Genomic DNA, 25,804 nt, shown 5'->3' with positions numbered 1-25,804 from the left:
CGCAATTGTTCGATCAGCTTAGCCGCGCTATCACCCTTGCCAATGTCTTTGCCCCGATCAGCGGGCGTTTACCTTCGGGAGCCTCCTCCATGCAAATCTGTGCGCCGTCTTTCATCGCTCTGGCCGCTGCGCTGGCGCTGGTCAGCCCGCTTGCTGCGCAGGAGGCTGACCCGGCGGTCGCCACCGCCAATGCCGCGCTGGAGGCCGCGCCGGTGTTTGATGGGCATAATGACGTCCCCAACCAGCTGCGCGCGCGGGTGGCGAACCAGATCAACGGATTTGATTTTGCGGACACCTCTCACACTGGCGAGAGCCATCCCCAAGCGAGCGTGATGCAGACCGATCTGGCGCGGCTTGCCCAAGGCAAGGTCGGGGCGCAGTTCTGGTCGGTCTATGTCCCCTCCAACCCCGATGAGGCCGAGGCGGTGCAGCAGGTGATCGAGCAGATCGATGTCACCAAGCGGTTGATCGCGCGCTACCCCGATGGGCTGCGTTATGCCGAGACCGCCGATCAGGTCGAACGCGCAATGGCCGATGGCAAAGTCGCTTCGCTGCTGGGCATGGAAGGCGGCCATTCGATCGGATCGAGCCTGGCGGTGCTGCGCCAGCTTTATGCGCTGGGCGCGCGCTATATGACGCTCACCCACAACAGCAACACCCCGTGGGCCGACGCGGCGACCGATACCCCGGTGCACGGGGGTCTGAGCGATTTCGGCAAGGATGTGGTGCGCGAGATGAACCGGCTGGGGATGCTGGTCGATCTTTCCCATGTCAGCGAGGCGACAATGCTCGATGCGCTCGACGTGGCGCAGGCCCCGGTGATTTTCAGCCACTCGGGCGCGCGCGCGATCAATGGTCATCCGCGCAATGTGCCCGATTCCGTTCTGCGGCGGCTGCCCTATAATGGCGGGATCGTCATGGTGGTGGCGTTGCCGGGGTTCCTCAATGAACAACGCCGCCAGTGGTTTGCCACCCGTTCGGCCGAAGAGGCGCGGCTGAAGGCGCTGTTTCAGGGGCAGCCCGACACGGTAACGGCGACGATGGACGCATGGGATAAAGCCAACCCCGAACCCGCCACCACGATTGCGCACATGGCCGACCATATCGACCATATCCGCGAGATTGCGGGAGTGGAGTCGATTGGCATTGGCGGGGATTTTGACGGGATGCCATCAGGCCCGGTCGGTTTCGAGGACGTGCGCGGCTATCCGCTGCTGTTCGCTGAACTGGCCCGGCGCGGCTATTCGCAAGCCGAACTGGAGATGATCGCCAGCCGCAATGCGCTGCGGGTGATGCGCGCGGCCGAAGCTTTTGCCGCGAGCGTCGCGGACATGGCTCCGATCGAGACGCTGATCACATCGCCCGCGAAGGCGCAGTGATCAGCCCCAGATCGCCGGAATGATCCACACCGCGCTCATCGCGATCACGGCGAAGGCAAGGCTGAAGCCCAGCACATAGCGAAGGCCAGTGTGGGATACTGACCCGCGCGCGGCGTCGGTTTCGATGTGGACGGTGTCGTCTTGTTCGGACATGCGACTCTCCTATTGGTTTCCGTAAGGTAAGCCAACGGCAACATATTACAATGATTACCGCGATACCGCGCCGGGCGCGTTCTCAAACCTGCCGGGCGCGGTCGTCCCTCAGTCTCTGAGCAGTTCGTTGATTCCGGTCTTTGAACGGGTCTGCGCGTCCACCGTTTTGACGATCACCGCACAATAGAGGCTTGGGCCGGGTGATCCATCGGGTAGCGGCTTGCCCGGCAGCGATCCGGGGACGACCACCGCATAGGGCGGAACCGCGCCCATGTGGACTTCACCCGTGGCACGGTCGACGATCTTGGTTGATGCGCCAAGATAGACGCCCATCGACAGCACGGCGCCTTCGCCCACCCGCACACCTTCGGCGACTTCGGCGCGCGCACCGATGAACGCGCCATCGCCGATGATGACGGGTTCGGCCTGCAAGGGTTCAAGCACACCGCCAATCCCTGCGCCGCCGGAAATATGCACATTCGCGCCGATCTGCGCGCATGATCCGACAGTCGCCCAGGTATCGATCATGGTGTTTTCGCCAACGTAAGCGCCGATATTGACGAAGCTCGGCATCAGCACCGCGCCCTTGCCGATAAAGCTGCCGCGCCGCACCACTGCGCCGGGCACGACGCGAAAACCCGCTTCGCTAAAACGGTTTTCGCCCCAGCCAGCAAACTTCAGCGGCACCTTGTCAAACGCCGCCTCACCCGCTGCGCCGCCTTCCATCACGCGGTTTTCGTTCAGCCGGAAGCTGAGCAGCACGGCCTTTTTCAGCCATTGGTTGACCTTCCAGCCGCCACTTCCGTCAGGCTCTGCCACGCGCGCCTCGCCGCTATCGAGCAGCGCGAGTGCATCACTGACGGCATGGCGCACATCGCTGCCGGGTGTGACGTCAGCGCGGCTTTCCCACGCGTCTTCGATGGCGGCGATCAGGGTGTCACTCATGGTGTTCTCCGGTGCGAAATCAGCAAGTCGGTGCTGCTAGCCGCACTGTGGGAACACGGCAAGCGTTACGCTGGCATTCCGGCGGCGCGGGCGAATTCGTAAGCCCGCTCGGTCAATGGGCGCACGCGGTCGCTCATCGCCTGCGCATGGGCAGACGACGCGGTGCCATCGATCACGCGCTTCTTGATCCCCTGCATGATCCCGGCAAGCCGGAACAGGTTATAGGCAAAATACCAATCCATCGGCGGAACGGGATAGCCGGTGCGCGCGACGTAGCGTTCGACCGCTTCTTCGACCGTGGGGATGCCCAGCGCCGCCAGATCCAGCCCCAGCAGCCCCGCACGCCCGTCAGCGGGCTGGAACCAGTTGAGCATCAGGTAGCTGAAATCGGCAATCGGATCGCCCAGCGTCGACAGCTCCCAATCGAGCACCGCGATGATGCGGGCTTCCGTCTTGTGGAAGATTACGTTGTCGAGCCGGTAATCACCATGCACCACGGATGAACCGTGCTGCGGCGGGATGGTTTGCGGCAGCCATTCGATCAGCCGCTCCATTTCGGGCATATGCTCGGTTTCAGACAGCTTGTATTGCTTGGTCCAGCGGGCGATCTGGCGCGCGCAGTAATCGGTTGGCTTGCCATAATCGCCAAGCCCGATGGCGTCGGGTTGATTAAGGTGCAGATCGGCCATCGTGTCGATCAGCGCGTGATAAAGTTCGCGGCGTTCGGCAGGTTCGATCCCCGGCAGCGCGCCATTCCACAGGCTGCGCCCATCGGCCATGCTCATCACGAAGAACTTCGATCCGATCACGTCCGGATCTTCGCACAGACCATAGGTGCGCGGGACGGGAAAGCCGGTGGGATACAGCCCGGTCATCGCGGTATATTCACGGTCAACCGCGTGAGCCGATGGCAGCAACTTGCCGAACGGTTGACGGCGCAACACGTAGGATGCGCTGGGCGTGTCGATCCGGTAGGTCGGGTTCGATTGCCCGCCCTTGAACTTGGTGTAGCTGATCGGGCCGGCAAAGCCTTCGACATTGGCTTCGAACCAGCGCGTCAGCGCGGCGAGATCGAGCGCGTCTTTCTCGGTCACTGCGACCGTGCCGACCATTTCCTTGTCGTAATCGATGTTGTTCGTTTCTGGCATCAGTCAAACACCACCACGCTGCGCGCTGAATGCCCCGCGCGCATCTTGTTGAAGCCTTCGTTGACCGCATCGAGCGGGATGCGTTCGGCGATAATCGTATCGAGATCGAGCAGCCCGCGCAGGTAAAAATCGACGAGGCGCGGCAGATCGATGGGGAAGTGGTTCATCCCCATCAGCGCGCCCATCAGCTTTTTGCCGCCGAGCAAATCCATCGCCGACAGGCCAACCTTGCAATCCAATGGCATCATGCCGAGGATCACTGCTGTTCCCCCGCGCCGCAACGATGCCACTGCAAGATCGGCCGAGGCTTGTCTGCCCACCGCTTCGATCCCCCAATCGACCCCGCCATTCGAAATGGCGATGATCTGCTTGGCCGCATCCTCGGCCAGCGCGTCGATGGTATGGGTCGCGCCCAGCACTTCAGCCAGCGCGCGCTTTTCCGGCAGCGGATCGGCGGCGATGATCTTGCCTGCGCCAGCGATTTTGGCGGCGTTGATCGCGGCCAGACCCACGCCCCCGCAGCCCACCACCAGCACGGTTTCACCCGGCGTCACCTTGCAAGCGTTGAAAATCGTCCCCGCCCCGGTCGTCACCGCGCAGCCGAGCACGGCGGCGCGATCAAACGGCATATCCTTGTCGATCGCAACGCAGGCGTGTTCGTGAATCAGCATCTGTTCGGACAGCGCCGACAGGTTGAGCATCTGTGCCACGGGTGAGCCATCGGCGCGCAGCATACGCGGCGGTTCACCCTTGGCACGGCGGGTGTCAGCGCCCATGCACAGCGCCATGCGGCCCGTTACGCAGAACTCGCAGTGCCCGCAAAAGGCGGACAGGCAGCTGACGACATGATCGCCGGGCTTCACCGTCTTCACTTCCGATCCGACCGCGCGCACGATCCCCGCCGCTTCATGCCCCGGTATAGCGGGAAGCGCGTGGGGGTAATGCCCATCGATGAAGTGCAGATCGGAATGGCACAGCCCGCAGGCCTTGGTGTCGATCAGCACTTCATGCGGAAGTGGGTCGGCAAAGGTGACTTCGCCGATGGTCAGGCCTTGGCCCGGTTGTTCAAGAATCGCGGCTTTTGCCATTGATCCAAATCTCCGTTCGCCCTGAGCCTGCCGAGGGCTGTTCTTCTTCATGACCCGTTGCTCGAAGAAAAGCAGTGCTTCGACAGGCTCAGCACAAACGGATTTCCTGACTGGCCTAGCGCGCCACACCCATATCGCCCGAACTGAAGCTCGCGCCGTCAGTGGTGGCCCGCCCATGGTCGCCGCGCAGCGCATTGGCCGTGGGGCCGGGCTGCGGAGCGTGCTTGGCGAACTCCATATGCGCAATCGAGCGCGCGTGGACTTCGTCCGGCCCATCGGCCAGCCGCAGCGTGCGTTGATTGGCGTAGCTGCGCGCAAGACCGTAATCTTCCGACACGCCGCCGCCGCCATGCGCTTGGATCGCATCGTCGATAATCCGCAGCGCCATGGTGGGGGCCTGCACTTTGATCATCGCGATTTCCTGCTTTGCCGCCTTGTTGCCGACCTTGTCCATCATGTCGGCGGCTTTCAGGCAAAGCAGGCGGGTCATGTCGATATCGATGCGGGCACGCGCGACGCGTTCTTCCCACACTGAATGCTTGTAAACCGGCTTGCCGAAGGCTTCGCGTTCCTGCAGGCGGCGGCACATTTTCTCCAGCGCTTCTTCCGCGACGCCGATGGTGCGCATGCAGTGGTGGATGCGGCCCGGCCCAAGGCGGCCTTGCGCGATTTCAAACCCGCGCCCTTCGCCCAGCAACATATTGGTGACGGGGACGCGCACGTCCTTCATCTCGACTTCCATGTGGCCGTGCGGGGCATCATCGTAACCGAACACCGGCAGGTGACGCAGGATGTTCACGCCGGGGGTGTCAATTGGCATCAGCACCATCGATTGCTGGGCGTGGCGCTGGGCAGAAAGATCGGTTTTGCCCATCACAATCGCGACCTTGCAGCGCGGATCGCCAAGGCCCGATGACCACCACTTGCGCCCGTTGATGACGTATTCGTCGCCATCGCGTTCGATCCGGGTTTCGATGTTGGTCGCATCAGATGACGCAGTGAAAGGTTCGGTCATCAGGAAGGCCGAACGGACTTCCCCGTTCATCAGCGGACGCAGCCACGTCTCTTTCTGCTCGCGCGTTCCATAGCGGTGGAACACTTCCATATTGCCGGTATCGGGCGCGGAACAGTTGAACACTTCGCTGGCCCAGCCGATGCGTCCCATTTCCTCGGCGCAGAGCGCATATTCGAGGTTGGTGAGGCCGGGGTCTTCAAATTCGAAGCTGTCGTCGACATGGTGATGGCTGTCATTGCGCGGCGGCATGAACAGGTTCCAGATGCCGGCTTCCTTGGCCTTGGCCTTGGTTTCCTCGACGATCGGAAGCACCTTCCAGCGATCGCCTTCGCGGTCTTGCTGGTCATAGACCGCCACGTTCGGGCGCACATGCGCGGCGATGAAATCGCGCACGCGATTGCGCCAATAAAGCTGACGTTCGGTGGGTTCGAAATCCATGGGGATGTTCCTCTCTCGTCCTGAATTGCAATCGACTCTGCGGACAACCGTGGCAGAGCCTCGTGCGCCCGCCAAGCTCTCATTTCTGGGGCGCGGGCAAGATTCCCTCCTGCGCGAGCGGCGCATCGGGCGCTGCCGCTACGGCATCGCGATTTTCCCGCATTCGGCGTTCGGCCAGCCGGTTGACCCGCGCTTCGTGATCTTCGCGGCTGATCGGAAAGCGCGCCAGCCACCATGCGGCAATTACCGCCAGCAACAGCATCGCACCGCAGTAATAGATTACCAGATCGGCGATAACCCCCTGTGGCACGGTGCCGGGGGAGGCATCGGTTGCAAGCTGAGACAAGGAGATGATCTGCCCCGACATAAAAATCCCCGCGCCCGTCGCACATTTCTGCACCAGCCAGTTACCCGAATAGAACGATCCTTCCGCCCGGCGGTTGGTGCGTTCCTCAAACGCCTCGACAATTTCGGCAATCATCGAGGTTGCCGATACCAGCGAGATGATCCCGAGCGAATTGGCAATCAGCACGAAACCGTAAAACAGCCCGGTTGAAGCTGTGCTGCCGGGTTGCGGCCAGAAGCCAAGCAACAGCAACGCGAACGGCGTAATGCCAATCGAGGTGCCGACAATCATCGCAAGGCCTGCGCTTTTCGCTTTGCCAAAGCGGCGGTGCAGCGGGCCGATCATCACGAACATCAGCACCACTGATGCAAACAGCACCAGCGGATAGAGGATCAACTGCGCGCGAGTGAGCTGCCACACGAACAGGTTGAGGTAATTGGTGATCGAAAAGGTCATGCCTTGATGGACATAGGCGGCAAGCCCGCCAACCGCGAAAATCAGGAACGCGCGTTCGGAAAAAGCCTCGGTAATCTCGCTGAACGCGCCCTTGATGGTGAACGGGGCAGGCTTGGTTGCGGGCAGGCGAGCCACCAGTTTGTGCTGGCCCAAAGCCGACCCGATCACCGACACCGCCATCAATATCGCGCCGAATATGCCAAACACGAAATAGCCGTCCTGCTGCAACAGCCCTTCGGCGCCGGGCATGAAGACCGTGTAGGCCAGCACCATCATGCCCAGCCCGCCGATCCACCCGCCCATCGCGCGGTATCGGAACAAGGTGGTGCGTTCATCGTAATCGGCGGTGATTTCCGGCACCAGGCTGATTGACGGCACCTCGCACGCTGACAGCAGCAGGCGCACGGCAATCGCGATACCGAGCAATCCGGCAAAACTGGGGGCTTCGCCGCTGGGCGGGCTCCACATCAGCACCCAGCAAAAGGCCAGCGGGATCGGGGCGGCATAGAGCCACGGCAAACGCCTGCCCCACTTCGTATAAGTGCGATCCGACAGGTTGCCGAGGATCGGATCGACCACCGCATCGACCAGCAGCGCAATCAGCAAAGCAACGCTGACCAGCGCTGCATCCATGCCCAGCACCTGATTGTAGAAAATCAGCAGGAAAAACGAAAAACCATTGTCTTTCACGCCGAATGCGACCGCGCCAAAGCCCTGAATCAGCTTAAGGCGCATTGGCAATTTGCCTGTTATTAAACCAGCGCCGCCGCTCATAGGCAGCCGCCTGCGCTGGCTTTCAGCCCGCCGAATCCGGCCAAATTCTCTCTCCCGTTTTCAGTTTCGAACCTAGACCGATTGTGCGGGCCGTCAATCATGCAAGCCTGACGCTACGGCATCGCAGTTCGGGCGATCAGTGCTTGCAGGCGCCGTGCGAATGCCGATAACGTAAGCGTCAAGTGGGAGCTTATCGAGAGGAGAATCGGCTCATGGCTGATCTGGAAACATTCCGCAGCGAAACCCGTGCATGGCTGGAGGCGAACTGCCCGGCTGAAATGCGCCAGCCCGTCCGCGATGAAGATGACGCCTATTGGGGCGGACGCCGTGCCAAGTTCAAGAATGACGCGCAAAAAGCATGGTTCGAAGCCTGTCTGGCCAAGGGCTACACCGTGCCTGCATGGCCGCAAGCATACGGCGGGGCAGGGCTGAACCCGGCCGAAGCCAAGGTGCTGTGCGAAGAAATGAGCCGCATCAACGCCCGCCCGCCCTTGTCGTCATTCGGCATCTGGATGCTTGGCCCCGCGCTGCTGCATTTTGGCACCGAAGGGCAGAAACAGCGGTTCCTCAATGAAATCGCGCGCGGCGAGATTCGCTGGTGTCAGGGCTATTCGGAACCGGGTTCGGGCAGCGACCTTGTCAGCTTGCAGACCTTTGGCGAGGATAAGGGCGACAGCTGGGTGGTCAACGGCCAGAAGATCTGGACATCCTACGCCGATCACGCCGACTGGATTTTCTGCCTCGTGCGCACCGACAAGGCCGACAAATATCAGGGCATCACCTTCATGCTGTTCGATATGGCGAGCGAAGGGGTGAGCACCAAGCCGATCCTGTTGATCAGCGGCAATTCGCCGTTCTGCGAAACCTTTTTCGACAATGTTTCAGTGCCCAAATCCTATGGCGATGATTGTCCGGCCTATGTCGGCCAGATCAATCGCGGGTGGGATGTGGCCAAATATCTGCTCGGCCACGAACGCGAGATGATTTCGGGCGCGGGCGGCGGCGACCGCACGGCTGCGATTGGCGCGGTGATGAAGCGCGCGGCAGCCCGCACCGGCGATGACATTGACCCCGTGCTGCGCGCCGAACTGGCGATGTTCGATGTCGATGCGCTGGCCTACACCGCGATGGGCGAGAAGTTCCTCGATGAAATCAAGGTTGGCAAGGCGCACCCGGCGCAGCCCAATATGATGAAATATGTCGGGACGGAACTGAACAAGCGCCGCCACGAATTGATGATGGCGGCGGGCGGTTCGCGCAGCCTTGAATGGGACAGCGAGGAAACCGGCGGCGGTAAGCCTTCGCGCGGCTGGCTGCGCACCAAGGCGAACTCGATCGAGGGCGGCACCAGCGAGGTGATGCTAAACGTGATCGCCAAGCGTATTCTCGATCTGCCGGGCGCGTAATTTGAAACATTGAGCGTCACCCCTGCCCCAAAAACCTTGGCGCCGGGGTGACGGGCACCATAGAGAGGGAAAACCAATGCCCCTGTATCATAACGACGATCAGGCCATGCTGGCCGATACCGCGCGCGGCTTCATGGCCGAAGAAGGCAACATCGCCAAGCAACTGCGCCACTGGCGCGACCGCAATTGCAAGGATGGCTTCGGCCACGGCCTCTGGAAGCAGATGGCCGAAATGGGCTTTACCGGGATGCTGGTGGGCGAGGGTGATGGCGGGCTGGGCATGGGCCATGTCGAAGCCGGGATCGTGCTTGAGGAAATCGGCCGCAACCTTACCCCCTCGCCGTTTCTCACGTCCTCGGTGCTCGCCGCAACCGCGCTCAAGCACGGATCGGCGGACGTGAAGGGCCGCTACCTCCCCGGCCTGATCGCAGGTGACAGCGTGTTCGCGGTGGCGATTGACGAAACCGCCAAGCACCGCCCCGGTCGCATCACCACCCGCGCCGAACGTTCGGGCAACGGATTCCGGCTGTCAGGTTCCAAAAGCTTCGTCGTCTATGGCGGCAGCGCCGACATGATCGTGGTCGCCGCGCGCACGTCTGGTGCGGACGATGACGACGATGGGATCACGCTGTTCGCGGTGCCCAAAGACGCCAGCAGGATGAGCCATGACGCGGTGCGGCTGGTCGATTCGTCGATGGCAACCCACACCAAATTCGACAACGTCGAGCTTGATGGCGATGCGGTGATTGGTGAGGTCGACGGCGGGCGCGAAGTGCTCAATGCGATGCTGCTGGCGGGCCGGGTTGGCGCTGCGGCAGAAGGCGTGGGCGTTGCCAGCGGGGCGATGGACATGACGGTCGATTACCTGAAACAGCGCAAGCAGTTCGGGCGGCTGATCGGTGAGTTTCAGGCGCTGCAACACCGCGCCAGCCATCTCTATTCCGAGGTCGAAATCGCCCGCGCGGTGACGATCAAGGCGCAGCAATTGCTCGATGCCGGTGCGGAAAGCGCCGACCTGATGACCAGCGTTGCCAAGGCCAAGGTTGCCAAGACCGCGCGGCTCGCGGTGCAGGAGGGGGTGCAAATGCACGGCGGCATTGGTATGACCGACGAATACGACATCGGCCTTTATATGAAGCGCGACCGCGCCTTGGCCGAATTTCTGGGCGATGCTTTTTTCCACGCTAATCGCGTGGCGACCTTGAGCGGATACTAGACTTTTTATCGTCGCCCCGGACTTGATCCGGGGCCCCGCTTTTGTCTCGCGGCGGGTCCGAAGTTAGCGGGATCCCGGGTCAAGTCCGGGATGACGGAGAGAATAGTCGAAATGGACATTCAATCACTTTTCAGCCTCGAAGGGCGCATCGCGCTGGTCACGGGTGGTTCGCGCGGGATCGGCAAGATGTTTGTCGAAGGCCTGCTCGCCGCCGGATGCGCGCGGGTTTACATCTCGGCCCGCAAGGTTGAACAGATGCAGGCCACGATTGACGAATTCGGTGCGGATCGCGTGATCGGCATTCCTGCCGACCTTTCGCAGATGGACGGCATGGTCGCGCTGGCTGATGAATTGCATCGCCGTGAGACCCGGCTCGATATCCTCATCAACAATGCCGGCGCAGCGTGGGGGCAGCCGTTCCTCGAATTTACCGAGGCTGGCTGGCACCGGACGATGGATCTGAACGTCAAAACCCCGTTCTTCCTCACCCAGAAACTGCACGATCTGCTGGTCGAAGGCGGCAAGGCCGGGCATCCGGCCAAGGTGATCCACGTGTCATCAATTGATGGGCAGCGGATCAACCCGTGGGAAACCTACGCCTATCAGGCATCCAAGGCGGCGGTGATCCAGCTGACCCGGCGCATGGCGGCGCGGCTGATCCATGATAACATCATCGTCACCTCGATCGCGCCGGGCGCCTTCCCGTCAGAAATGAACAAGGCCGCCAAGGACGCGCCCGATGCCAGCGCGGCAGGCATCCCGGCCAAGCGGATCGGCACTGCCGAGGATATGGCGGCGGCCGCGATCTACCTGTGCAGCCGCGCAGGCGATTACGTGGTGGGTGACACGCTGACGGTGGATGGCGGCGTGGTCAATGCGCTGCTGCCGAACCACTTCGCCGATCCGGGCGGCAAGGGCTGATCGCCTGACCACCGCAAGCTGGCATCGCGCAATCGGGAAAATTCTCCTGATTGCCGCAGCAGTTACCCAGGCCTAGATTGGCGCGACTCAACATCTGAAGGGCCGCGCCATGATGTTCAATTTTCTGCCTAGGATGATCACCTCCGCTTGCGCGCTTGCGCTGATGGTGCCCGCCGGTGCCTATGCGCAGGAGGCCGCGCCGGCTTCGCCTGCTGACGAAGAGGATTTCGCCATTCCGGATGAGGGTGAGGATGCCGCTCCGCCAGCCGAAATCGCGCCGGAAATCGCCGCCGCGCTGGAACAGATGGATGAAGTGATCAAGGCGCTCGATGCCAAGGCGACGCGCACCGGCAATAATTGGCAATTCACGCTGGAAGAACACATGATGATCGTCGTCACCGATACGGCGGCGGCGCGGATGCGGATCATCACCCCGATCGCGCTGATTGCCGAACTGCCCGAAGGGGCGATGCAGCGGTTGATGCAGGCCAATTTCGATACCGCGCTCGATGCGCGTTATGCAGTGGCGCAGGATCTGGTGTGGGGCGCGTTTATGCATCCCCTTGATACGCTCACCCAGCGCGATTTTGCCTCGGGCATCCTGCAGACCCACAGCATCGGTGCGACCTTCGGCACCAGCTTTTCGAGCGGTGCCATCAGTTACGGCGGCGGTGATAGCGGCGCGATTTTCGAACAGCAATTGGAAGAACTGCTCAAGGAACTGGAGAAGAACCGCACCACCTGATCTGGCATGCAGGGTGCGACCACACGCTTTCTGGCCGCAGTTGCGATGGCCTTGATCCCGAGCCGCTCTACAGCATTTACCAGGCGTGACCGATCCTGTAGCGGTAGCCCATTGTGGTGGCAGCCAAGGGGTGCATTCTTGTCGGCAATTGGGCGCGCGATGATCGGGATTGCCGGCCTGCAACAGCAGCCGATGGCGCATGCTGAACTGGTGTTGTAGGGATTGGCGATGCAATCCCTTTTGGCGGACTATGTCACCCCTTTTGGCCCCTATATCGGCCTTGCCCTGCTAATCGGCATTTTTGCGGCCTTCGCGACTGAGCGCAGGCCGCCGGTGATCATTGCGGTCACGGGCGGACTGTTGATGATGCTATTCGGCTTTCTGCCCCCGCGCGAACTGCTGGGCGTGTTCAGCAATTCGGCACCGATCACGATTGCCGCGATGTTTGTGCTGTCAGGCGCGTTGCTGCGCACTGGCGCTCTGGAGGAGGTTTCGGGCTGGATCATCCGGCGCACCTTGCGCAAACCCCGGCTGGCGGTGGCGGAGATTGGCGCCGGAACCATCGTGGCTTCTGCGTTCATGAACAACACGCCGGTTGTGGTTGTGATGATCCCGATCGTTCAGCGCCTCGCCCGCGTGCTCGGCCTTGCTGCCACCCGGCTGCTGATCCCCTTGTCCTATATATCGATCCTTGGGGGGACGCTGACGTTGATCGGCACGTCAACCAATCTGCTGGTCGATGGTGTGGCCCAGCAACAGGGGCTGGCGGCGTTCGGGATTTTTGAGATCACTGTGGTCGGCCTGTGCGCCGCGGCGGCCGGGCTTGGAGTGCTGACCCTGACAGGAAGGTTTCTGCTGCCCGACCGGGCCGCCCACGCCATTGACGATCAGGGTGAGAGCGATGCGTTTCTGTCGCACCTGGTGCTGGCACCGGAAAGCCTGCTGGTCGGGCGCAGGATCGGTGACATCACCGTTTTTCGCCGCCCTGGCGTGCGTCTTATCGGCGTCCAGCGGGGCAAGGCGATCAATCGGCATGGTTTCGATGATTGGCTGCTTGCGGCGGGGGATCAACTGATCGTGACCGCCAGCCCGACCGAGCTTGCATCGCTTGCCGAAGCGGATGATTTCAAGGTCGGTCTGATGGGTGTTGGCGGCGGAGTAACAACGGCTGGCCCAAACCGACCCCGAGACCTGCGGCTGGTGGAGGCGGTAATTTCTCCTTCCCACCCCATGATCGGGCGCAGACTGGCCGATATCCCGCTGCTGTCCCGGCTCAGGGTTCGCGTGCTTGGCCTTGTCCGGCCCCGCCATGTTGCTGGCCCCGATCTTGCCAATGTGCGCGTGCGGGCAGGCGACCGGTTGCTTATCGCAGCGGGCAACGATGCCGCGCAGGCGCTGCAGGCAAATGTCGGCCTGACCGATGTCAGCAAGGCGAAAGTCCGTGCGTTTCGGCGGACCAAGGCCCCTATCGCCATTGCCACCTTGGCAGGGGTTGTTTTGCTGGCCGCGACATTCGGATGGCCGATCGAAGCGCTCGCTTTGGCAGGGGTCGGCATCGTCCTGTTGTTCCGCTGCCTTGAACCGGAAGAAGCCTGGGGCGCGATTGACGGTAATACGCTGGTATTGATCTTCGGGATGCTGGCTGTCGGCAAGGGGTTGGAAAATGCCGGGACGGTCGAACTGATCGTGTCCAGTCTTGAACCCCTGTTGACGACAATGACACCGTTGATTCTGTTGATCGCGATCTATGCCGTCACCAGCCTGCTCACCGAAACCGTAACCAACAACGCGGTGGCGGTGATCATGACGCCGATTGCGATTAGCCTGGCCCCGATTGCCGGAATCGACCCGCGCCCCTTGGTGGTCGCCGTGATGTTCGGGGCCAGCGCGAGCTTTGCTACGCCGATTGGTTATCAGACCAACACACTCGTTTACGGCGCGGCCAACTACCGCTTCATGGACTTCGTGAAGATCGGCGTCCCGATGAATATCACGGTCGGCATTGCGGCATGCATGGCGATTCATTGGCTCTACTGATGCGCTTATACCAGCGCGCTAAGATGCTGACGCATCACGCGCTGGAATTTCTCAAGCGCCGCACGGGCTTATACCAAAGCGCGATGAGTCAGGCTCATCGCGCTTTGGTATAACATCAGCGCGCGGGGAATGTCGGAGCCAATCCAGCAGGCTAACCAGTCAAACACTGATCCCGAACAACCTGCCAACCGCAGCTGTGACCGCCATCGCCAGAATGCCCCAGCCCATCACCCGCAGCATGGCCGGGATGATCGGCGCAGCGCCCGCCTTCGCGCCAAGCGCGCCGAGGATCGCAAGCGCGATCACGGAAATCACCACCACCACCGGGATAATCACTGCCGCCGGGGCGAGAAAGGCCGCGATCAGCGGCACCGCCGCCGCCACGCTGAACGTCGCACCAGAAGCAAGCGCGGCCTGCAACGGGCGCGCGGTGAGCGCTTCGCTCAAGCCCAGTTCGTCACGCACATGGGCGGCCAGCGGATCGTGCGCGGTCAGCTCGCGCGCGACGGCGGCGGCGGTTTGCGCGCTCAACCCGCGGCTCTGATAGATCGCGGCAAGCTCTTCCTGCTCGGCCTCGGGCGTGTGCACCAGCGCGTGCTGTTCGCGCCGGATATCCGCCTGTTCGGAATCCCGCTGCGATGAAACCGAGATATATTCGCCCGCCGCCATCGACAGCGCGCCTGCCAATAGGCCTGCCACCCCGGCAACCAGAACAGCCTGCGGCTGCGGCGTTGCGGCGGCCACACCGATGATCAGCGAGGATACCGAAATAATCCCGTCATTCGCCCCCAGCACAGCCGCCCTCAACCAGCCGCTGCGGTGGACGACGTGCGGATCATCGGGGTGGGCGGTGGCAGATGTCATGCTTGGTTATCCCATCAGCCCACGCACAAACGGGATCAGCCCGGTCTGACGCTGACGCTTCATCCGCTCGGCCTCAAGGATGGCGCGGACTTTGGCAAAGCAGACCTCAATATCATCATTGATGATCACGTAATCATACCCGTCCCAGTGACTGATTTCGGCCCGCGCGCGTTCCATGCGGGCGGTGATCACTTCGGCACTGTCGGTGGCGCGGCTGTGCAGGCGGCGGTGGAGTTCATTGATTGACGGAGGCAGGATGAATACCCGCACCACATCCTGCTGATCTTTCTGGTAAAGCTGCTGGGTGCCCTGCCAGTCAATATCGAACAGGAAATCCTGCCCGTCTTTCAAGGCGGCGCGGATGATTCCCTTGGGCGTTCCATAACGATAGCCGAACACCTCGGCCCATTCGTAGAAATCGTCCTCGTCAATCATCTGCTGGAACAGATCGTCTGAAACGAAGTGGTAATGCACGCCGTCAACCTCGCCCGGGCGCGGGGGGCGGGTGGTGGCTGATACCGACAGCTTGATCTCGCCGTCCTTGGCGAGCAGCATCCGCGACAAGGTGGTCTTGCCCGCACCCGACGGTGAGGACAGAATGAACATCAGGCCGCGGCGGTGAAGCTGGTCGGCTGAATTGTGTGAGGTATCGCCCATAGCGCCCGTTGCCCCAAGAGGAGGGCACAAATCAAGAGCGCTCAGCCGTTGTTGCCCGTTCGTTTGCGCGCGCGGCGGTTGGTTTCGAGCCGTTTGCCCCGGTCATACAGCAGTTTGGCGGCGAGGCCTCCGGCCACCACCACAAGGCCCAAGGGCGAGCGGGTGGCGATGCGGCTCGCCCCCCACAATGCCACGCTGGCAGCCAGCGAGCGGCCATCGATCAGGCGATCAGCCTCGGCCTTGTCATAATCACCATCGGAACTGGCCGCCAACAGGCCTTTTTCCGCCCGTTTGCGCAGCAGGCTGCCCGCTGAGCGCAGCACGATATCGGCGATCATCAGGTTGGTACCAGCGACCAGGCTGGACGGCGGTGATTTGTCCGCAATGGTGGCTGGCGGTGCATCTGTGGACGTATCTGCGGGGGCAGGGGTTTCAGCCGCAGCCGGGACGGGCGCACTCGCGCTGCGCTTCACCTGTGCACCTGTCCGCTTGGCCCACGCCATCGGCGCTACTTCTTGCGCCCGAAATCGACCGACACGACGTTTGATCCGTCGCCATCGCCGTCACCATCGGGATCGGTGCCGTCGTTTTCGGCATCCTCGTGCGTTTCCGGGGCGAATTCTTCGGCTGCGGCCTGAAACTGGAGGCCGAAATCAACCGCCGGATCGACAAACGCAGTGATCGCGGCGAACGGGATGACCAGTTTTGACGGCACCTGATTGAAGGTGAGGCTGACTGAAAAGCCGTCTTCGCCCACTTCAAGATCCCAGAACTTGTTCTGCAGCACGATGGTCATTTCATCGGGGAAGCGTTCGCGCAGGCGTGGCGGGATCGAAACGCCCGGCGCGCCGGTCTTGAAGGTGATGTAGAAATGGTGAGTTCCCGGCAGTGCGCCGCCACCGCCAACGATTGATCCGAGCACCCGGCCCACCACCGCGCGCAGGGCTTCCTGCACGATTTCGTCATAGGGGATCAGGCTGTCGGGCGTGTCGCTGTTCATGGTGGGCGGATTCGTGGCGGGACGCGCGGGCTTGGTCAAGCCCTTTGCAGCATGATCCCACGGGTTTGGCAGGTGCTTGTCATGGGCCGCGAGAGGGCTATAGCGCCGGAATATGGCCAACATCCTCGCCCGCACCGGCTCGATAGAGCGCAACACCACCGAAACCCGCATCGCGATCCACGTCGATCTTGATGGATCGGGCGCCTATGATGTGTCCACGGGAATCGGCTTTCTCGATCATATGGTCGAACAGTTCAGCCGCCATTCGCTGATCGATGTGACGATGAAAGTCGAAGGCGATCTCCACGTCGATCAGCACCACACCACCGAAGATTCGGCGATTGCGCTGGGTCAGGCCATCGCGCAGGCGCTGGGCGACAAGGCCGGGATCGGGCGTTACGGCGCGGCCTATTCGCCGATGGACGAGACGCTGGCGCGGGTGGCGCTGGACATTTCCGGGCGCCCGTTTCTGGTATGGAACGCGCGCTTCACCCAGGAAAAGTTGGGCGAGTGGGATACCGAACTGATCGAACACTGGTTCCATTCGGTATCGCAGGCGGCGGGGATCACGCTGCATATCGAACTGCTTTACGGCAGCAACAACCACCACATCTGCGAAAGTATCTACAAAGGCTTTGCCCGCGCGATGCGGCAGGCGGTGGAACGCGACCCGCGCAAGGGCGAGAGCGTGCCGAGCACCAAGGGGCAATTGGGTGGGTAATTCGGCTGCGCAGCAGCCGCAAGGCCGCCAAAGCGTTCTGGCGCCCGTCCGCAGCGGGCGCAGCTGTGCTGCGCGCGTAGCGAGGATCGCGCGCCCGGAGGGGCGTGCGGAAAACAAAAATGCCTGAGGTTATCGCGCTGATTGATTACGGCGCGGGCAACCTCCATTCGGTTCACAATGCGCTGAAGGCGGCGGGAGCGGACGTCACCGTCACCGCCGATCCGTTCGTGGTGCGCGCGGCTGACCGGATCGTGCTGCCCGGCGTCGGCAGTTTTAAAGCCTGCGCCGAAGGGCTGCGCGCCATCCCGCACATGGTCGAGGCGATGACTGAGCGCGTCCATGTCGGCGGCGCGCCGTTCCTTGGCATCTGCGTGGGGATGCAGCTTCTCGCAGATCGCGGCCTGGAGCATGGCGAAACCCCCGGTCTTGGCTGGATCGCGGGTGAGGTGCGGCTGATCGAACCGACCGACGCAAGCATCAAGGTGCCGCACATGGGTTGGAACGACGTTGCGATCCTGCCCCATGCCAGAAATCACCCGGTGATTGCGGAGGGGGAAGCCTATTTCCTCCACTCCTACCACTTCGCTGCCGATAACGGTGCGGATGTCGCGGCGATGACCGACCACGGCGAGGGGCTGGTGGCGGCGGTGGCGCGTGGTAATGTGCTGGGCGTGCAGTTTCACCCGGAAAAGAGCCAGAGCTACGGGCTGGCGGTGCTCCGGCGCTTTTTGGAGTGGTATCCATGAGGAGTTTGGCATGATCGTCTTCCCCGCCATCGACCTCAAAGGCGGTCAGGTCGTCCGCCTTGCCGAAGGGGACATGGAGCGCGCCACGATTTATGGCGATGATCCGGCCGCGCAGGCGTTGATCTTCGCCGATGCCGGGGCCGAGCACCTGCACGTGGTCGATCTTGACGGCAGCTTTGCGGGCGAAAGCCGCAACCGCGCGGCGGTCGAGGCGATTGTCGAAGCCTTCCCCGGCTATGTGCAGCTGGGCGGCGGCATCCGCGATGCGGCGGCGGTTGAAGGCTGGTTCAACCTCGGCGTGGCGCGGGTGGTGATGGGCTCCGCCGCGCTCAAGAACCCCGAATTTGTGAAAGACATGGCCCGCGAATGGGAAGGCGGCATCGTCGTCGCGGTGGACGCGAAAGACGGCCATGTAGCGACCGAGGGCTGGGCGGAGGTCTCGGACGTGCCGGTCGTGGATCTCGCCCGCCGGTTTGAGGATGCGGGGGTTGCCTCGCTATTGTTCACCGACATTGGCCGCGACGGCTTGCTCAAGGGTGTGAACATCGACGCGACCGTCGATCTCGCCCGCCGCGTGGACATTCCGGTGATCGCCAGCGGCGGGGTCAAGGGGCTGGACGACATCCATATGCTGGCGCTCCACGCGCATGAGGGGATCGAGGGGGTGATTACCGGGCGGGCGCTGTATGAAGGGCGGCTCGATCTGGCGGCGGCGATTGCGATGGGGAGCCGTGAATGACTGTCCGCATCCGCGTCATCCCCTGCCTTGATGTCGCCAATGGCCGCGTGGTCAAGGGCGTCAATTTCGTCGATCTGAAGGACGCGGGCGATCCGGTGGAGCAGGCGCGCGCCTATGACGCAGCGGGTGCGGATGAACTGTGTTTCTTAGACATTTCCGCCAGCCACGAAGGGCGCGGGACGTTGTTAGACATGGTGCGGCGCACAGCAGAGGTGTGCTTCATGCCGCTGACCGTGGGCGGCGGGGTACGTTCGGCGGAAGATGCGCGCGCGCTGCTGCTGGCCGGCGCGGACAAGGTGGCGGTCAACTCTGCGGCCGTTGCCCGGCCCGAACTGGTGGGCGAAATCGCCGCGAAGTTCGGCAGCCAATGCGTTGTCGCCAGCGTCGATGCGCGGCGCACCCCGCGCGGGAATTGGGAAATCTTCACCCACGGCGGGCGCAAGCCCACGGGGATTGATGCGGTTGAATACGCGATGCAGGTCGCGGCGCTGGGGGCAGGCGAATTGCTCGTCACCTCGATGGACGGGGACGGCACGCAGCGCGGCTATGACCTCGACCTCACCCGCACCATCGCCGATGCGGTCAGCGTCCCGGTGATCGCCAGCGGCGGGGTGGGGAGCCTTGAACACCTCGTTGACGGCGTGACCAAGGGCCATGCCAGCGCGGTGCTGGCGGCGAGCATCTTCCATTTCGGCACCCACACCATCGCCGAGGCCCACGCGGCGCTGCGGGCGACTGGCTTGCCAGCACGCGGTTAATCTCCCTTCACCAAAGGGATGGGACTTCAATTGCGCGCGCGTGTCCACTATGGACATGCCAATGGACATCTTATCCCGCCTAGAAGCCGCTATCGCTGAGCGTCGCCATGCTTCGCCGGACGAAAGCTATGTGGCCAAGCTCCACGACAAAGGCCTCTCCAAAATCGCCCAGAAACTCGGTGAGGAAGCGACCGAGGCGGTAATCGCCGCGCTTGCGGGGGACGAGGTCGATCTGGTCGAGGAAGCGGCCGACCTGTTGTTCCACCTGCTTGTCATGCTTGGTGCGCGCGAGGTCAAGCTGGCCGCGGTGCTGGCCGAACTCGAACGCCGCGAAGGCACCTCTGGCATCACCGAAAAAGCATCACGGAGCGAATAATGCCGATTGATCCGACCCTGCCTTATGATGATGCCAATATCTTTGCGAAAATCCTGCGTGGGGACATCCCGTCAAACAAAGTCTACGAGGACGAGTGGGCTTTCGCGTTTGAGGATATCAACCCGCAGGCAGAGGTGCACACGCTGGTGGTGCCCAAGGGCCGCTATGTCAGCTGGGACGATTTTTCGACCACGGCCTCGGATGCTGAAATCGCCGGGTTTGTGCGCGCGGTGGGTGCAGTGGCGCGGGCCAAGGGGCTGGTCGAACCCGGTTACCGACTGCTCGCCAATATCGGCGCGCATGGCGGGCAGGAAGTGCCGCACCTGCATGTCCATATCTTTGGCGGCGAGCCATTGGGGCGTATGATTTGTGTTTAATGCAGCCCATCCGGGCTGCATTTTCTTCGCATTGCAACCGATGATTGCGCGGCGGCGAGTGCGGGCTAAGCCCCGTTCCACTGCCATTCATCGACAAATCGCAACACCCGGCTTTGCAGCGATTCCCGGCTGCGCTAATGCGAGCCGCGATGATCTCTCCCACTCCCCCCGGCGGCATCCTTGATGGTGCGCGGCATCTTTATGCGGTGCGCGTCTATTATGAGGATACGGATCTGTCGGGGATCACCTACCACGCCAATTACCTGCGCTGGTTCGAACGGGCGCGCTCTGACCTGTTGCGCGTGCTCGGCATAGATCAGCGCGCCGCGATTGAAGGTGGGGAGGGCGCCTATGCCCTGTCCGAGGTCAACCTGAAATATCTGCGCCCCGCAAAGCTGGACGATGATGTGGTGATCGAAACCCGCTGCACCGAACTTGGTGCGGCGTCGTGCCGGATGCACCAGATTGCAAGGCGGGGAGATGATACCTTGTGCGAAGCCCACCTGCGGGTCGGCTTTATTACCTTTGACGGTCGCCCGCGCCGTCAGCCTGCCGCTTGGCGCGCTGCCTTCCAGACATTCATGAACGAGGAAATCTGAACCCGTGACGCTTGCCCTGCTTAGCGCCGTTGCCGCTGCCCCTGCTGCCACCCGGCTTGATCCGGTCGAACTGTTTCTGCAGGCCGATATCATCGTGCAAGCGGTGATGGTGGGCCTGATCCTCGCCAGCATCTGGGTGTGGATGATCATCGTCTCGTTCAGCCTGCGGCTTGGCGGCCTGACCCGCAAATCGCGCGCATACGAAGCCGAGTTCTGGGAGCACCGCGACCGCGAAGGCCTGCTGACCAAACAGGCGCGCAGGGAAGTCCCCGCCGCGCGTGTGGCGGGCGCTGGGCTGGACGAATGGAAGCGGTCGACCGCCAAGCAGCCGTTTGATCGCGACGCCACCCGCCAGCGGGTCAGCGCAGTGATGGAAAGCCAGATCGCCGAGGAGGCCGATGAGCTCGCCGGACGGCTCAATTTCCTCGCCACGGTCGGATCGGTCGCGCCGTTTGTCGGCCTGTTCGGCACGGTGTGGGGGATCATGAACAGCTTTTTCCAGATCGGCGCGCAGCAAAGCGCCAGCCTCGCCGTGGTCGCCCCCGGCATTGCCGAAGCGCTGTTTGCTACCGCCATCGGGCTATTCGCGGCGATCCCGGCGGTGATTGCCTATAACCGCTTTGGCGCGTCGGTGAACCAGTATGAAGCGAAGCTGCAACGCTTTGCTGACAAGCTGCACACCGGGCTGAGCCGCGAGTTGGATCGGTTATGAAAAGATTGGTGTCAATCGGCGGCAGCGCCGCCGCAAGGGCGACTGCCCGCCCGCAGCGGGCGCAGCTTTGCTGCGCGTCTAGCGAGGATCGCGCGCCCGGAGGGGCGTGCGAAAAACAAAAATGGCCATAAATCTATCCTCTTCCCGCCGGGGCAAGCGCACGCGGCGCAGCGCGATGGCTGAAATCAACGTCACGCCGCTAGTGGACGTGATGCTGGTGCTGCTGATCATCTTCATGGTGACGGTCACGCTGCCCGCCGTCGGCGTGCCGGTGGAACTGCCGGAAAGTCGCGCCGTGCCGGTGGAGGAAACCCCCGATCAGATCACCATCTCGATCGACCGCGCAGGGGTCATCTATATAGAAGATACCGCCGTGCCGACCGGCGGGCTTCCCGCCGCGCTTGAGACGCTGGATCGGGGCGGGGAGCCGCCGCTGATTGTGCTGCGCGGGGATCGCAGCCTTGATTATGGCCGGGTGATGGCGGTGATGGGTGAATTGGGCCGCGCGGGCTTCACTTCGATCTCGCTGGTCACGGATGGTTCAGTTTCGGCCCCATAACTGCAGAACCATGGTGGGTGAAATGGCGTTCCGGAGCGAGGAGAAGGTCGGCCTTGCCGCAGCATTGGTGCTGCACGGCGTGCTGGTGGCCGTGCTGTTGATGCAGGCGGTGCGCAGCGAAGTGTCGGTGTTTCCCGAACGCATGATGGTGAGCCTTGCGACCGAAGTGGGGCTGGAGGCGAGTGCGCCCGATCCCGTGGCGGAAAGCCGCGCCGCGATTGCGCCGACGCTGTCCGATACCCCCGCGCCTGCGCCCGATCCTGTGCAGCCCGAACGCGCCGAGCGTGCCGCGGCTACTCCGCCGCCCCAGCCGAAACGCACCACCCGCACCCCCGCGCCCAAGCCCAGCGCTGCGCCCGCCAAACCGGCGGAAGCGGGGGGGGGGAGCCGGATTGGCGATGATTTCCTCGGCGGGGCCGGTTCGTCCACCACCACGACAGAAACCCGCATCCCCGCTTCGCAGATCGGGGCGAGCGCCAAGGCCTCTATCGGGCAGGCGCTGGCGCGTCAGGTCAAGCCGCATTGGACCGCGCCGCAGGGTTTGGAGGTTGACCAACTTGTAACTTTGGTCGACTTTGACCTGAACCCGGATGGTAGCCTGAAAGGCCGCCCGCGTGTGCGCAACCAGAGCGGGATCAACGATGCCAACCGCACACAGGCAGCGCGCCATGCGGAAAATGCCATTCGCGCAGTGCAACTGGCCGCGCCGTTTGACCTGCCGGAAGAATATTACGAGGCTTGGAAGGCTGTCCGGGGCGCTCGGTTTGATAGGAACACATCACGATGAAACCCGTATTGCTTGCCGCCCTTTTGCTGACCGCCGCGATGCCCGCTACGGGGATGGCGCAGGATCTTGGCGCGCCGATCAGCGAGGATGGCCGGGTGGAAACCACCGCCACCGATGCTTCTGCAGCGCAGGCGGAGGAAGGCATTTCCTTCACCGTCACCGATGAAAACGCATGGTCGGACATCGGCATCGCCATCCCGGCCTTCGCCACCGACCGCGAACGCCCCACCCCCGCCAACGAGGGCGGCACCGGCGCGCTGGGGCGCGAAGTTGCCCGCGTCATCACTGCCAACCTGCGCAATAACGGGCTGTTCAAGCCGGTCGGCCCCGACAGCCTGCCGCAGCCCGCCTTCAACCAGATCACCGCCCCGGCCTTCTCCACATGGAGCGGGCGCAGCGCGGAAATGCTGGTGCACGGCTATGTCCGCGCGCGCGATGATGGCAAGCTGGTGGTCGGCTGCTACCTCTATGATGTCGCCTTGCAGGATGAACTGGTGCGCGAAGGCTGGGTGGTCGGCCCGGCGGATTGGCGGCGCGCCGCGCACAAGTGCAGCGACCTGATCTTCTCGCGCCTGACCGGCGAAAGCCCGTTCTTTGACAGCCGCATCGCCTATATCGCGGAAACCGGGCCGAAAGATCGCCGGGTCAAGCGGTTGGCGATCATGGATAGCGACGGGGCCAACCACCGTTTTCTGACGCTTGGCAGCGCCACCGCGCTTACTCCGCGCTATTCACCCGACTATTCGAAGATTCTGTATCTGTCCTATGTCGACGGCAATCCGCGCATCTATGTCTATGACATCGGCAGCGGCAAGCAGACGCTGGTATCTGAAAACCGCAATCCCACCATCGCCCCGCGCTGGTCGCCCGATGGCCGCTTCATCCTCTATTCGATGGCGGTGGCGGGCAATACCGACATCTACCGCGTGCCTGCGACCGGCGGGGCGAGCGTCAAGCTGACTGATAATCCCGGCATCGACGTGGGCGGATCCTATTCGCCCGATGGCAGTAAAATCGTGTTTGAAAGCGACCGTTCGGGCAGCCAGCAATGCTATGTGATGAACGCGGATGGCACCAACCAGAAACGCATCAGCTTTTTCGGCGGACGCTGCGCCACGCCCGAATGGAGCCCGCGCGGCGACCAGATCGCCTTCACCCGGATCGCCGGGGACTTCAACATCGCGGTGATGAATACCGGCGGCGGCAATATGCGGGTGTTGACCCGCGGCTGGCAGGATGAAGCCCCGACCTGGGCACCCAATGGCCGCATCATCCAGTTCTTCCGCACCGAACGCAACACCGGGCGTTCGGGCATCTGGCAGGTCGATCTGACCGGCCAGAACGAACGCCGCCTGCCGACCCCGGTTGACGCCTCCGACCCCGCCTGGGGCCCGATCCGGCCTTGAATAAGCCTGTTACGATGAAAGGAACCAAGCGATGAACACGAAACTTGCCACGATCCTGCTGCTGGCATCCGCCACCAGCCTTGCCGCCTGCGCCAAGAAAGCGCCCGAACAACTGCCTCCGCCGCCCGAACCGGCGCCCACCGTGACCCAGCCTGCACCGGCAGTGCAGCCCAGTGGCCCGCAGGTCGGATCGCAGCAGCATTTCGCCGTTGCGGTTGGATCATCCACCACGATCTATTTCGATACGGATCGCTACAACGTCGATTCGCAAGATGCCGCCGCTTTGCAGGCACAGGCGCAGTATTTCGCGCAGTATCCGCAAGTGACCTTCACGATCGAAGGCCATGCCGACGAACGCGGCACGCGCGAATACAACCTTGCGCTGGGTGAACGCCGCGCGACTGCGGCGAAGAACTTCCTCGTCAGCCTTGGCGTCAATGCGAACCGCATTTCAGTGGTGAGTTACGGCAAGGAACGCCCGGTGGCGCTGGCATCGAATGAAGGTGCGTGGGCGCAGAACCGCCGCGCCGCCTCGGTCATCATTAACTGAGGATCAGAGTGAATGCAGGCCGGGTGCAAGCTCGGCCTGCACCGCATAGGGCGCAGCCGCAGCCGCAGCCGGGGCGTCGATCCCGGCAAGATCGCGCGCACTTGTCACCACGCAGAGGCCCGCCAGCGCAAGCACTGAAAACAGGCTGGAAAGGGTCAATTGCGGGCTCATCCTGAAGTCTTTCCTGATCGAATGGCGAACCATCGTATTGCAGCCTATTGCATTGCAGCATTTCACATTGCAACTGGTTTTTCTTGTCTCACCGCTTCCCAATCCCCGCCACCTCGCCTAGATTGACTGCCCAATGCCATCGACCAACAACATTTACCGCCGCCGCCCCGGTGCCCCGCGATGAGCCGCGCCAAGCGTTCGCTCGACTGGGGCTTTCCGCGCTGGCGGGCCTACGGCTCCTCGCAGGAAGCCACGCAGGTGCGCATCTGCGACCGCCACGGCTGCGCCGAGCCGGGCAATTGCCCTGCGCCCAAAGCCCCCAACAGCCGCGAACGGTGGTATTTCTGCCAGAAACACGCCGCAGAATATAATTCCGGCTGGGATTATTTCGAAGGGCTGGAGCAGGCCGAAAAGGACGAACGCACCCGTGCTGAACAGCGCGAAAACGCCGGTTACGCTGAAAGCGCGTATTACGGCTGGGCCGGATCGGGCGATGGTTCGCGCAGCACCGATGAAATGCGCGCGCTTGAATTGCTGGGGCTTGAAGCGGACGCCGATTTTACCGCGATCAAAAAAGCTTACCGCGCCTGCGCCAAGGAAGTTCACCCCGATGTAAAGCCCGGCGATGCCGAAGCGGCCAAGCAGTTTCAGGCGATACAGGTATCCTACGAAGTGCTGCGCGCCGCCGAAGAACGGCGTGAATGGCGGGGATAGC

Annotated in this window: 30 protein-coding genes; 19 read left to right on the top strand and 11 right to left on the bottom strand. The window is 62.7% G+C overall.

Translation table 11 applies throughout. The features are described from left to right. The first annotated feature begins 89 nt into the window (after nucleotides 1-89). Nucleotides 90-1,379, top strand: coding sequence for a dipeptidase (locus tag ABIE62_RS12810; RefSeq protein WP_354326589.1), 1,290 nt, complete (start codon nucleotides 90-92; stop codon nucleotides 1,377-1,379). On the opposite strand, the gene ABIE62_RS12805 is transcribed toward ABIE62_RS12810, so the two are convergent. The 6 genes from ABIE62_RS12805 to ABIE62_RS12780 form a co-directional block, all read right to left on the bottom strand. Next, nucleotides 1,380-1,532 (bottom strand): hypothetical protein, encoded by a 153-nt coding sequence (locus ABIE62_RS12805; RefSeq protein ID WP_354326587.1) that lies wholly within the window; start codon nucleotides 1,530-1,532, stop codon nucleotides 1,380-1,382. A 108-nt stretch (nucleotides 1,533-1,640) separates the two neighbouring features. Beyond that, entirely contained in the window at nucleotides 1,641-2,477 is an 837-nt protein-coding gene (gene dapD, locus ABIE62_RS12800; protein ID WP_354326585.1) for a 2,3,4,5-tetrahydropyridine-2,6-dicarboxylate N-succinyltransferase, read from the bottom strand. Nucleotides 2,478-2,542: 65 nt separating this feature from the next. Then, nucleotides 2,543-3,625, bottom strand: a complete 1,083-nt coding sequence (locus ABIE62_RS12795) for a phosphotransferase family protein (protein ID WP_354326583.1) — start codon at nucleotides 3,623-3,625, stop codon at nucleotides 2,543-2,545. Beyond that, nucleotides 3,625-4,713 (bottom strand): Zn-dependent alcohol dehydrogenase, encoded by a 1,089-nt coding sequence (locus ABIE62_RS12790; protein WP_354326581.1) that lies wholly within the window; start codon nucleotides 4,711-4,713, stop codon nucleotides 3,625-3,627. The genes ABIE62_RS12795 and ABIE62_RS12790 overlap by 1 nt, the downstream gene beginning before the upstream one ends. A 115-nt stretch (nucleotides 4,714-4,828) precedes the next feature. Then, nucleotides 4,829-6,166, bottom strand: coding sequence for an acyl-CoA dehydrogenase family protein (locus tag ABIE62_RS12785; protein WP_354326580.1), 1,338 nt, complete (start codon nucleotides 6,164-6,166; stop codon nucleotides 4,829-4,831). 79 nt (nucleotides 6,167-6,245) lie between these two features. Then, nucleotides 6,246-7,703, bottom strand: coding sequence for an MFS transporter (locus tag ABIE62_RS12780; RefSeq protein WP_354326578.1), 1,458 nt, complete (start codon nucleotides 7,701-7,703; stop codon nucleotides 6,246-6,248). Between the two features lie 251 nt (nucleotides 7,704-7,954). On the opposite strand from ABIE62_RS12780, the gene ABIE62_RS12775 reads away from it, so the two are divergent. The 5 genes from ABIE62_RS12775 to ABIE62_RS12755 all read left to right on the top strand — a co-directional run bounded on the left by ABIE62_RS12775 (nucleotide 7,955) and on the right by ABIE62_RS12755 (nucleotide 14,067). Continuing rightward, nucleotides 7,955-9,148: an acyl-CoA dehydrogenase family protein gene (locus ABIE62_RS12775; RefSeq protein WP_354326576.1), complete on the top strand. Its 1,194-nt coding sequence runs from the start codon at nucleotides 7,955-7,957 to the stop codon at nucleotides 9,146-9,148. 76 nt (nucleotides 9,149-9,224) lie between these two features. Then, nucleotides 9,225-10,364: an acyl-CoA dehydrogenase family protein gene (locus ABIE62_RS12770; protein ID WP_354326574.1), complete on the top strand. Its 1,140-nt coding sequence runs from the start codon at nucleotides 9,225-9,227 to the stop codon at nucleotides 10,362-10,364. A 111-nt stretch (nucleotides 10,365-10,475) separates the two neighbouring features. After that, nucleotides 10,476-11,285: an SDR family oxidoreductase gene (locus ABIE62_RS12765; RefSeq protein WP_354326572.1), complete on the top strand. Its 810-nt coding sequence runs from the start codon at nucleotides 10,476-10,478 to the stop codon at nucleotides 11,283-11,285. A 109-nt stretch (nucleotides 11,286-11,394) separates the two neighbouring features. Next, nucleotides 11,395-12,030 (top strand): hypothetical protein, encoded by a 636-nt coding sequence (locus ABIE62_RS12760; protein ID WP_354326570.1) that lies wholly within the window; start codon nucleotides 11,395-11,397, stop codon nucleotides 12,028-12,030. A gap of 228 nt (nucleotides 12,031-12,258) precedes the next feature. Next, entirely contained in the window at nucleotides 12,259-14,067 is a 1,809-nt protein-coding gene (locus ABIE62_RS12755; RefSeq protein ID WP_354326568.1) for an SLC13 family permease, read from the top strand. 159 nt (nucleotides 14,068-14,226) lie between these two features. On the opposite strand, the gene ABIE62_RS12750 is transcribed toward ABIE62_RS12755, so the two are convergent. From ABIE62_RS12750 to ABIE62_RS12735, 4 genes are read right to left on the bottom strand one after another with little or no spacing between them, the layout of a single operon-like run. Beyond that, complete coding sequence (locus ABIE62_RS12750; protein WP_354326566.1) at nucleotides 14,227-14,931, bottom strand: VIT1/CCC1 transporter family protein; 705 nt, start codon at nucleotides 14,929-14,931, stop codon at nucleotides 14,227-14,229. Nucleotides 14,932-14,937: 6 nt separating this feature from the next. Then, a complete protein-coding gene (gene gmk / locus ABIE62_RS12745) occupies nucleotides 14,938-15,588 on the bottom strand; it encodes a guanylate kinase (RefSeq protein WP_354326565.1) in 651 nt (216 codons plus the stop codon). A gap of 41 nt (nucleotides 15,589-15,629) precedes the next feature. Further along, nucleotides 15,630-16,091, bottom strand: a complete 462-nt coding sequence (locus ABIE62_RS12740; RefSeq protein WP_354326563.1) for a hypothetical protein — start codon at nucleotides 16,089-16,091, stop codon at nucleotides 15,630-15,632. A 5-nt stretch (nucleotides 16,092-16,096) separates the two neighbouring features. Beyond that, entirely contained in the window at nucleotides 16,097-16,588 is a 492-nt protein-coding gene (locus ABIE62_RS12735) for an SspB family protein (protein WP_354326561.1), read from the bottom strand. 112 nt (nucleotides 16,589-16,700) lie between these two features. On the opposite strand from ABIE62_RS12735, the gene hisB reads away from it, so the two are divergent. The 12 genes from hisB to pal all read left to right on the top strand — a co-directional run bounded on the left by hisB (nucleotide 16,701) and on the right by pal (nucleotide 24,918). Then, a complete protein-coding gene (gene hisB / locus ABIE62_RS12730; protein ID WP_354326559.1) occupies nucleotides 16,701-17,309 on the top strand; it encodes an imidazoleglycerol-phosphate dehydratase HisB in 609 nt (202 codons plus the stop codon). Between the two features lie 119 nt (nucleotides 17,310-17,428). Further along, on the top strand, nucleotides 17,429-18,055 hold the full coding sequence (hisH, locus tag ABIE62_RS12725; RefSeq protein WP_354326557.1) for an imidazole glycerol phosphate synthase subunit HisH: 627 nt from the start codon (nucleotides 17,429-17,431) through the stop codon (nucleotides 18,053-18,055). Between the two features lie 10 nt (nucleotides 18,056-18,065). Beyond that, a complete protein-coding gene (hisA, locus tag ABIE62_RS12720; RefSeq protein ID WP_354326555.1) occupies nucleotides 18,066-18,794 on the top strand; it encodes a 1-(5-phosphoribosyl)-5-[(5-phosphoribosylamino)methylideneamino]imidazole-4-carboxamide isomerase in 729 nt (242 codons plus the stop codon). Continuing rightward, complete coding sequence (gene hisF, locus ABIE62_RS12715; RefSeq protein WP_354326554.1) at nucleotides 18,791-19,552, top strand: imidazole glycerol phosphate synthase subunit HisF; 762 nt, start codon at nucleotides 18,791-18,793, stop codon at nucleotides 19,550-19,552. The genes hisA and hisF overlap by 4 nt, the downstream gene beginning before the upstream one ends. 61 nt (nucleotides 19,553-19,613) lie before the next feature. Then, entirely contained in the window at nucleotides 19,614-19,928 is a 315-nt protein-coding gene (locus tag ABIE62_RS12710; protein WP_354326552.1) for a phosphoribosyl-ATP diphosphatase, read from the top strand. Further along, on the top strand, nucleotides 19,928-20,305 hold the full coding sequence (locus ABIE62_RS12705; protein ID WP_354326550.1) for a histidine triad nucleotide-binding protein: 378 nt from the start codon (nucleotides 19,928-19,930) through the stop codon (nucleotides 20,303-20,305). The genes ABIE62_RS12710 and ABIE62_RS12705 overlap by 1 nt, the downstream gene beginning before the upstream one ends. A 149-nt stretch (nucleotides 20,306-20,454) precedes the next feature. Continuing rightward, nucleotides 20,455-20,904 (top strand): YbgC/FadM family acyl-CoA thioesterase, encoded by a 450-nt coding sequence (locus tag ABIE62_RS12700; RefSeq protein WP_354326549.1) that lies wholly within the window; start codon nucleotides 20,455-20,457, stop codon nucleotides 20,902-20,904. A gap of 4 nt (nucleotides 20,905-20,908) precedes the next feature. Next, nucleotides 20,909-21,616, top strand: coding sequence for a protein TolQ (gene tolQ / locus ABIE62_RS12695; protein ID WP_354326548.1), 708 nt, complete (start codon nucleotides 20,909-20,911; stop codon nucleotides 21,614-21,616). Between the two features lie 121 nt (nucleotides 21,617-21,737). Then, a complete protein-coding gene (locus tag ABIE62_RS12690; protein ID WP_354326547.1) occupies nucleotides 21,738-22,175 on the top strand; it encodes an ExbD/TolR family protein in 438 nt (145 codons plus the stop codon). 22 nt (nucleotides 22,176-22,197) lie between these two features. After that, nucleotides 22,198-22,962, top strand: coding sequence for a cell envelope integrity protein TolA (gene tolA, locus ABIE62_RS12685; protein WP_354326546.1), 765 nt, complete (start codon nucleotides 22,198-22,200; stop codon nucleotides 22,960-22,962). Then, on the top strand, nucleotides 22,959-24,368 hold the full coding sequence (gene tolB, locus ABIE62_RS12680) for a Tol-Pal system beta propeller repeat protein TolB (protein ID WP_354326545.1): 1,410 nt from the start codon (nucleotides 22,959-22,961) through the stop codon (nucleotides 24,366-24,368). The genes tolA and tolB overlap by 4 nt, the downstream gene beginning before the upstream one ends. A gap of 31 nt (nucleotides 24,369-24,399) precedes the next feature. Then, nucleotides 24,400-24,918, top strand: a complete 519-nt coding sequence (gene pal, locus ABIE62_RS12675; protein ID WP_354326543.1) for a peptidoglycan-associated lipoprotein Pal — start codon at nucleotides 24,400-24,402, stop codon at nucleotides 24,916-24,918. 3 nt (nucleotides 24,919-24,921) lie between these two features. On the opposite strand, the gene ABIE62_RS12670 is transcribed toward pal, so the two are convergent. After that, nucleotides 24,922-25,089 (bottom strand): hypothetical protein, encoded by a 168-nt coding sequence (locus ABIE62_RS12670; protein ID WP_354326541.1) that lies wholly within the window; start codon nucleotides 25,087-25,089, stop codon nucleotides 24,922-24,924. A 180-nt stretch (nucleotides 25,090-25,269) separates the two neighbouring features. Between ABIE62_RS12670 and ABIE62_RS12665 the strand changes: the two genes are divergently transcribed. Beyond that, the gene (locus tag ABIE62_RS12665) at nucleotides 25,270-25,803 is read left to right on the top strand and encodes a J domain-containing protein (protein WP_354326539.1); all 534 of its coding nucleotides are present in this window, start codon (nucleotides 25,270-25,272) and stop codon (nucleotides 25,801-25,803) included. Nucleotide 25,804 lies beyond the last annotated feature (1 nt).

The organism is Porphyrobacter sp. MBR-155, assembly GCF_040547625.1.
Taxonomy (GTDB): domain Bacteria; phylum Pseudomonadota; class Alphaproteobacteria; order Sphingomonadales; family Sphingomonadaceae; genus Erythrobacter.
Note: the sequence above shows the minus strand (reverse complement) of the source record. Positions and strands in the feature narration are given on the sequence as shown.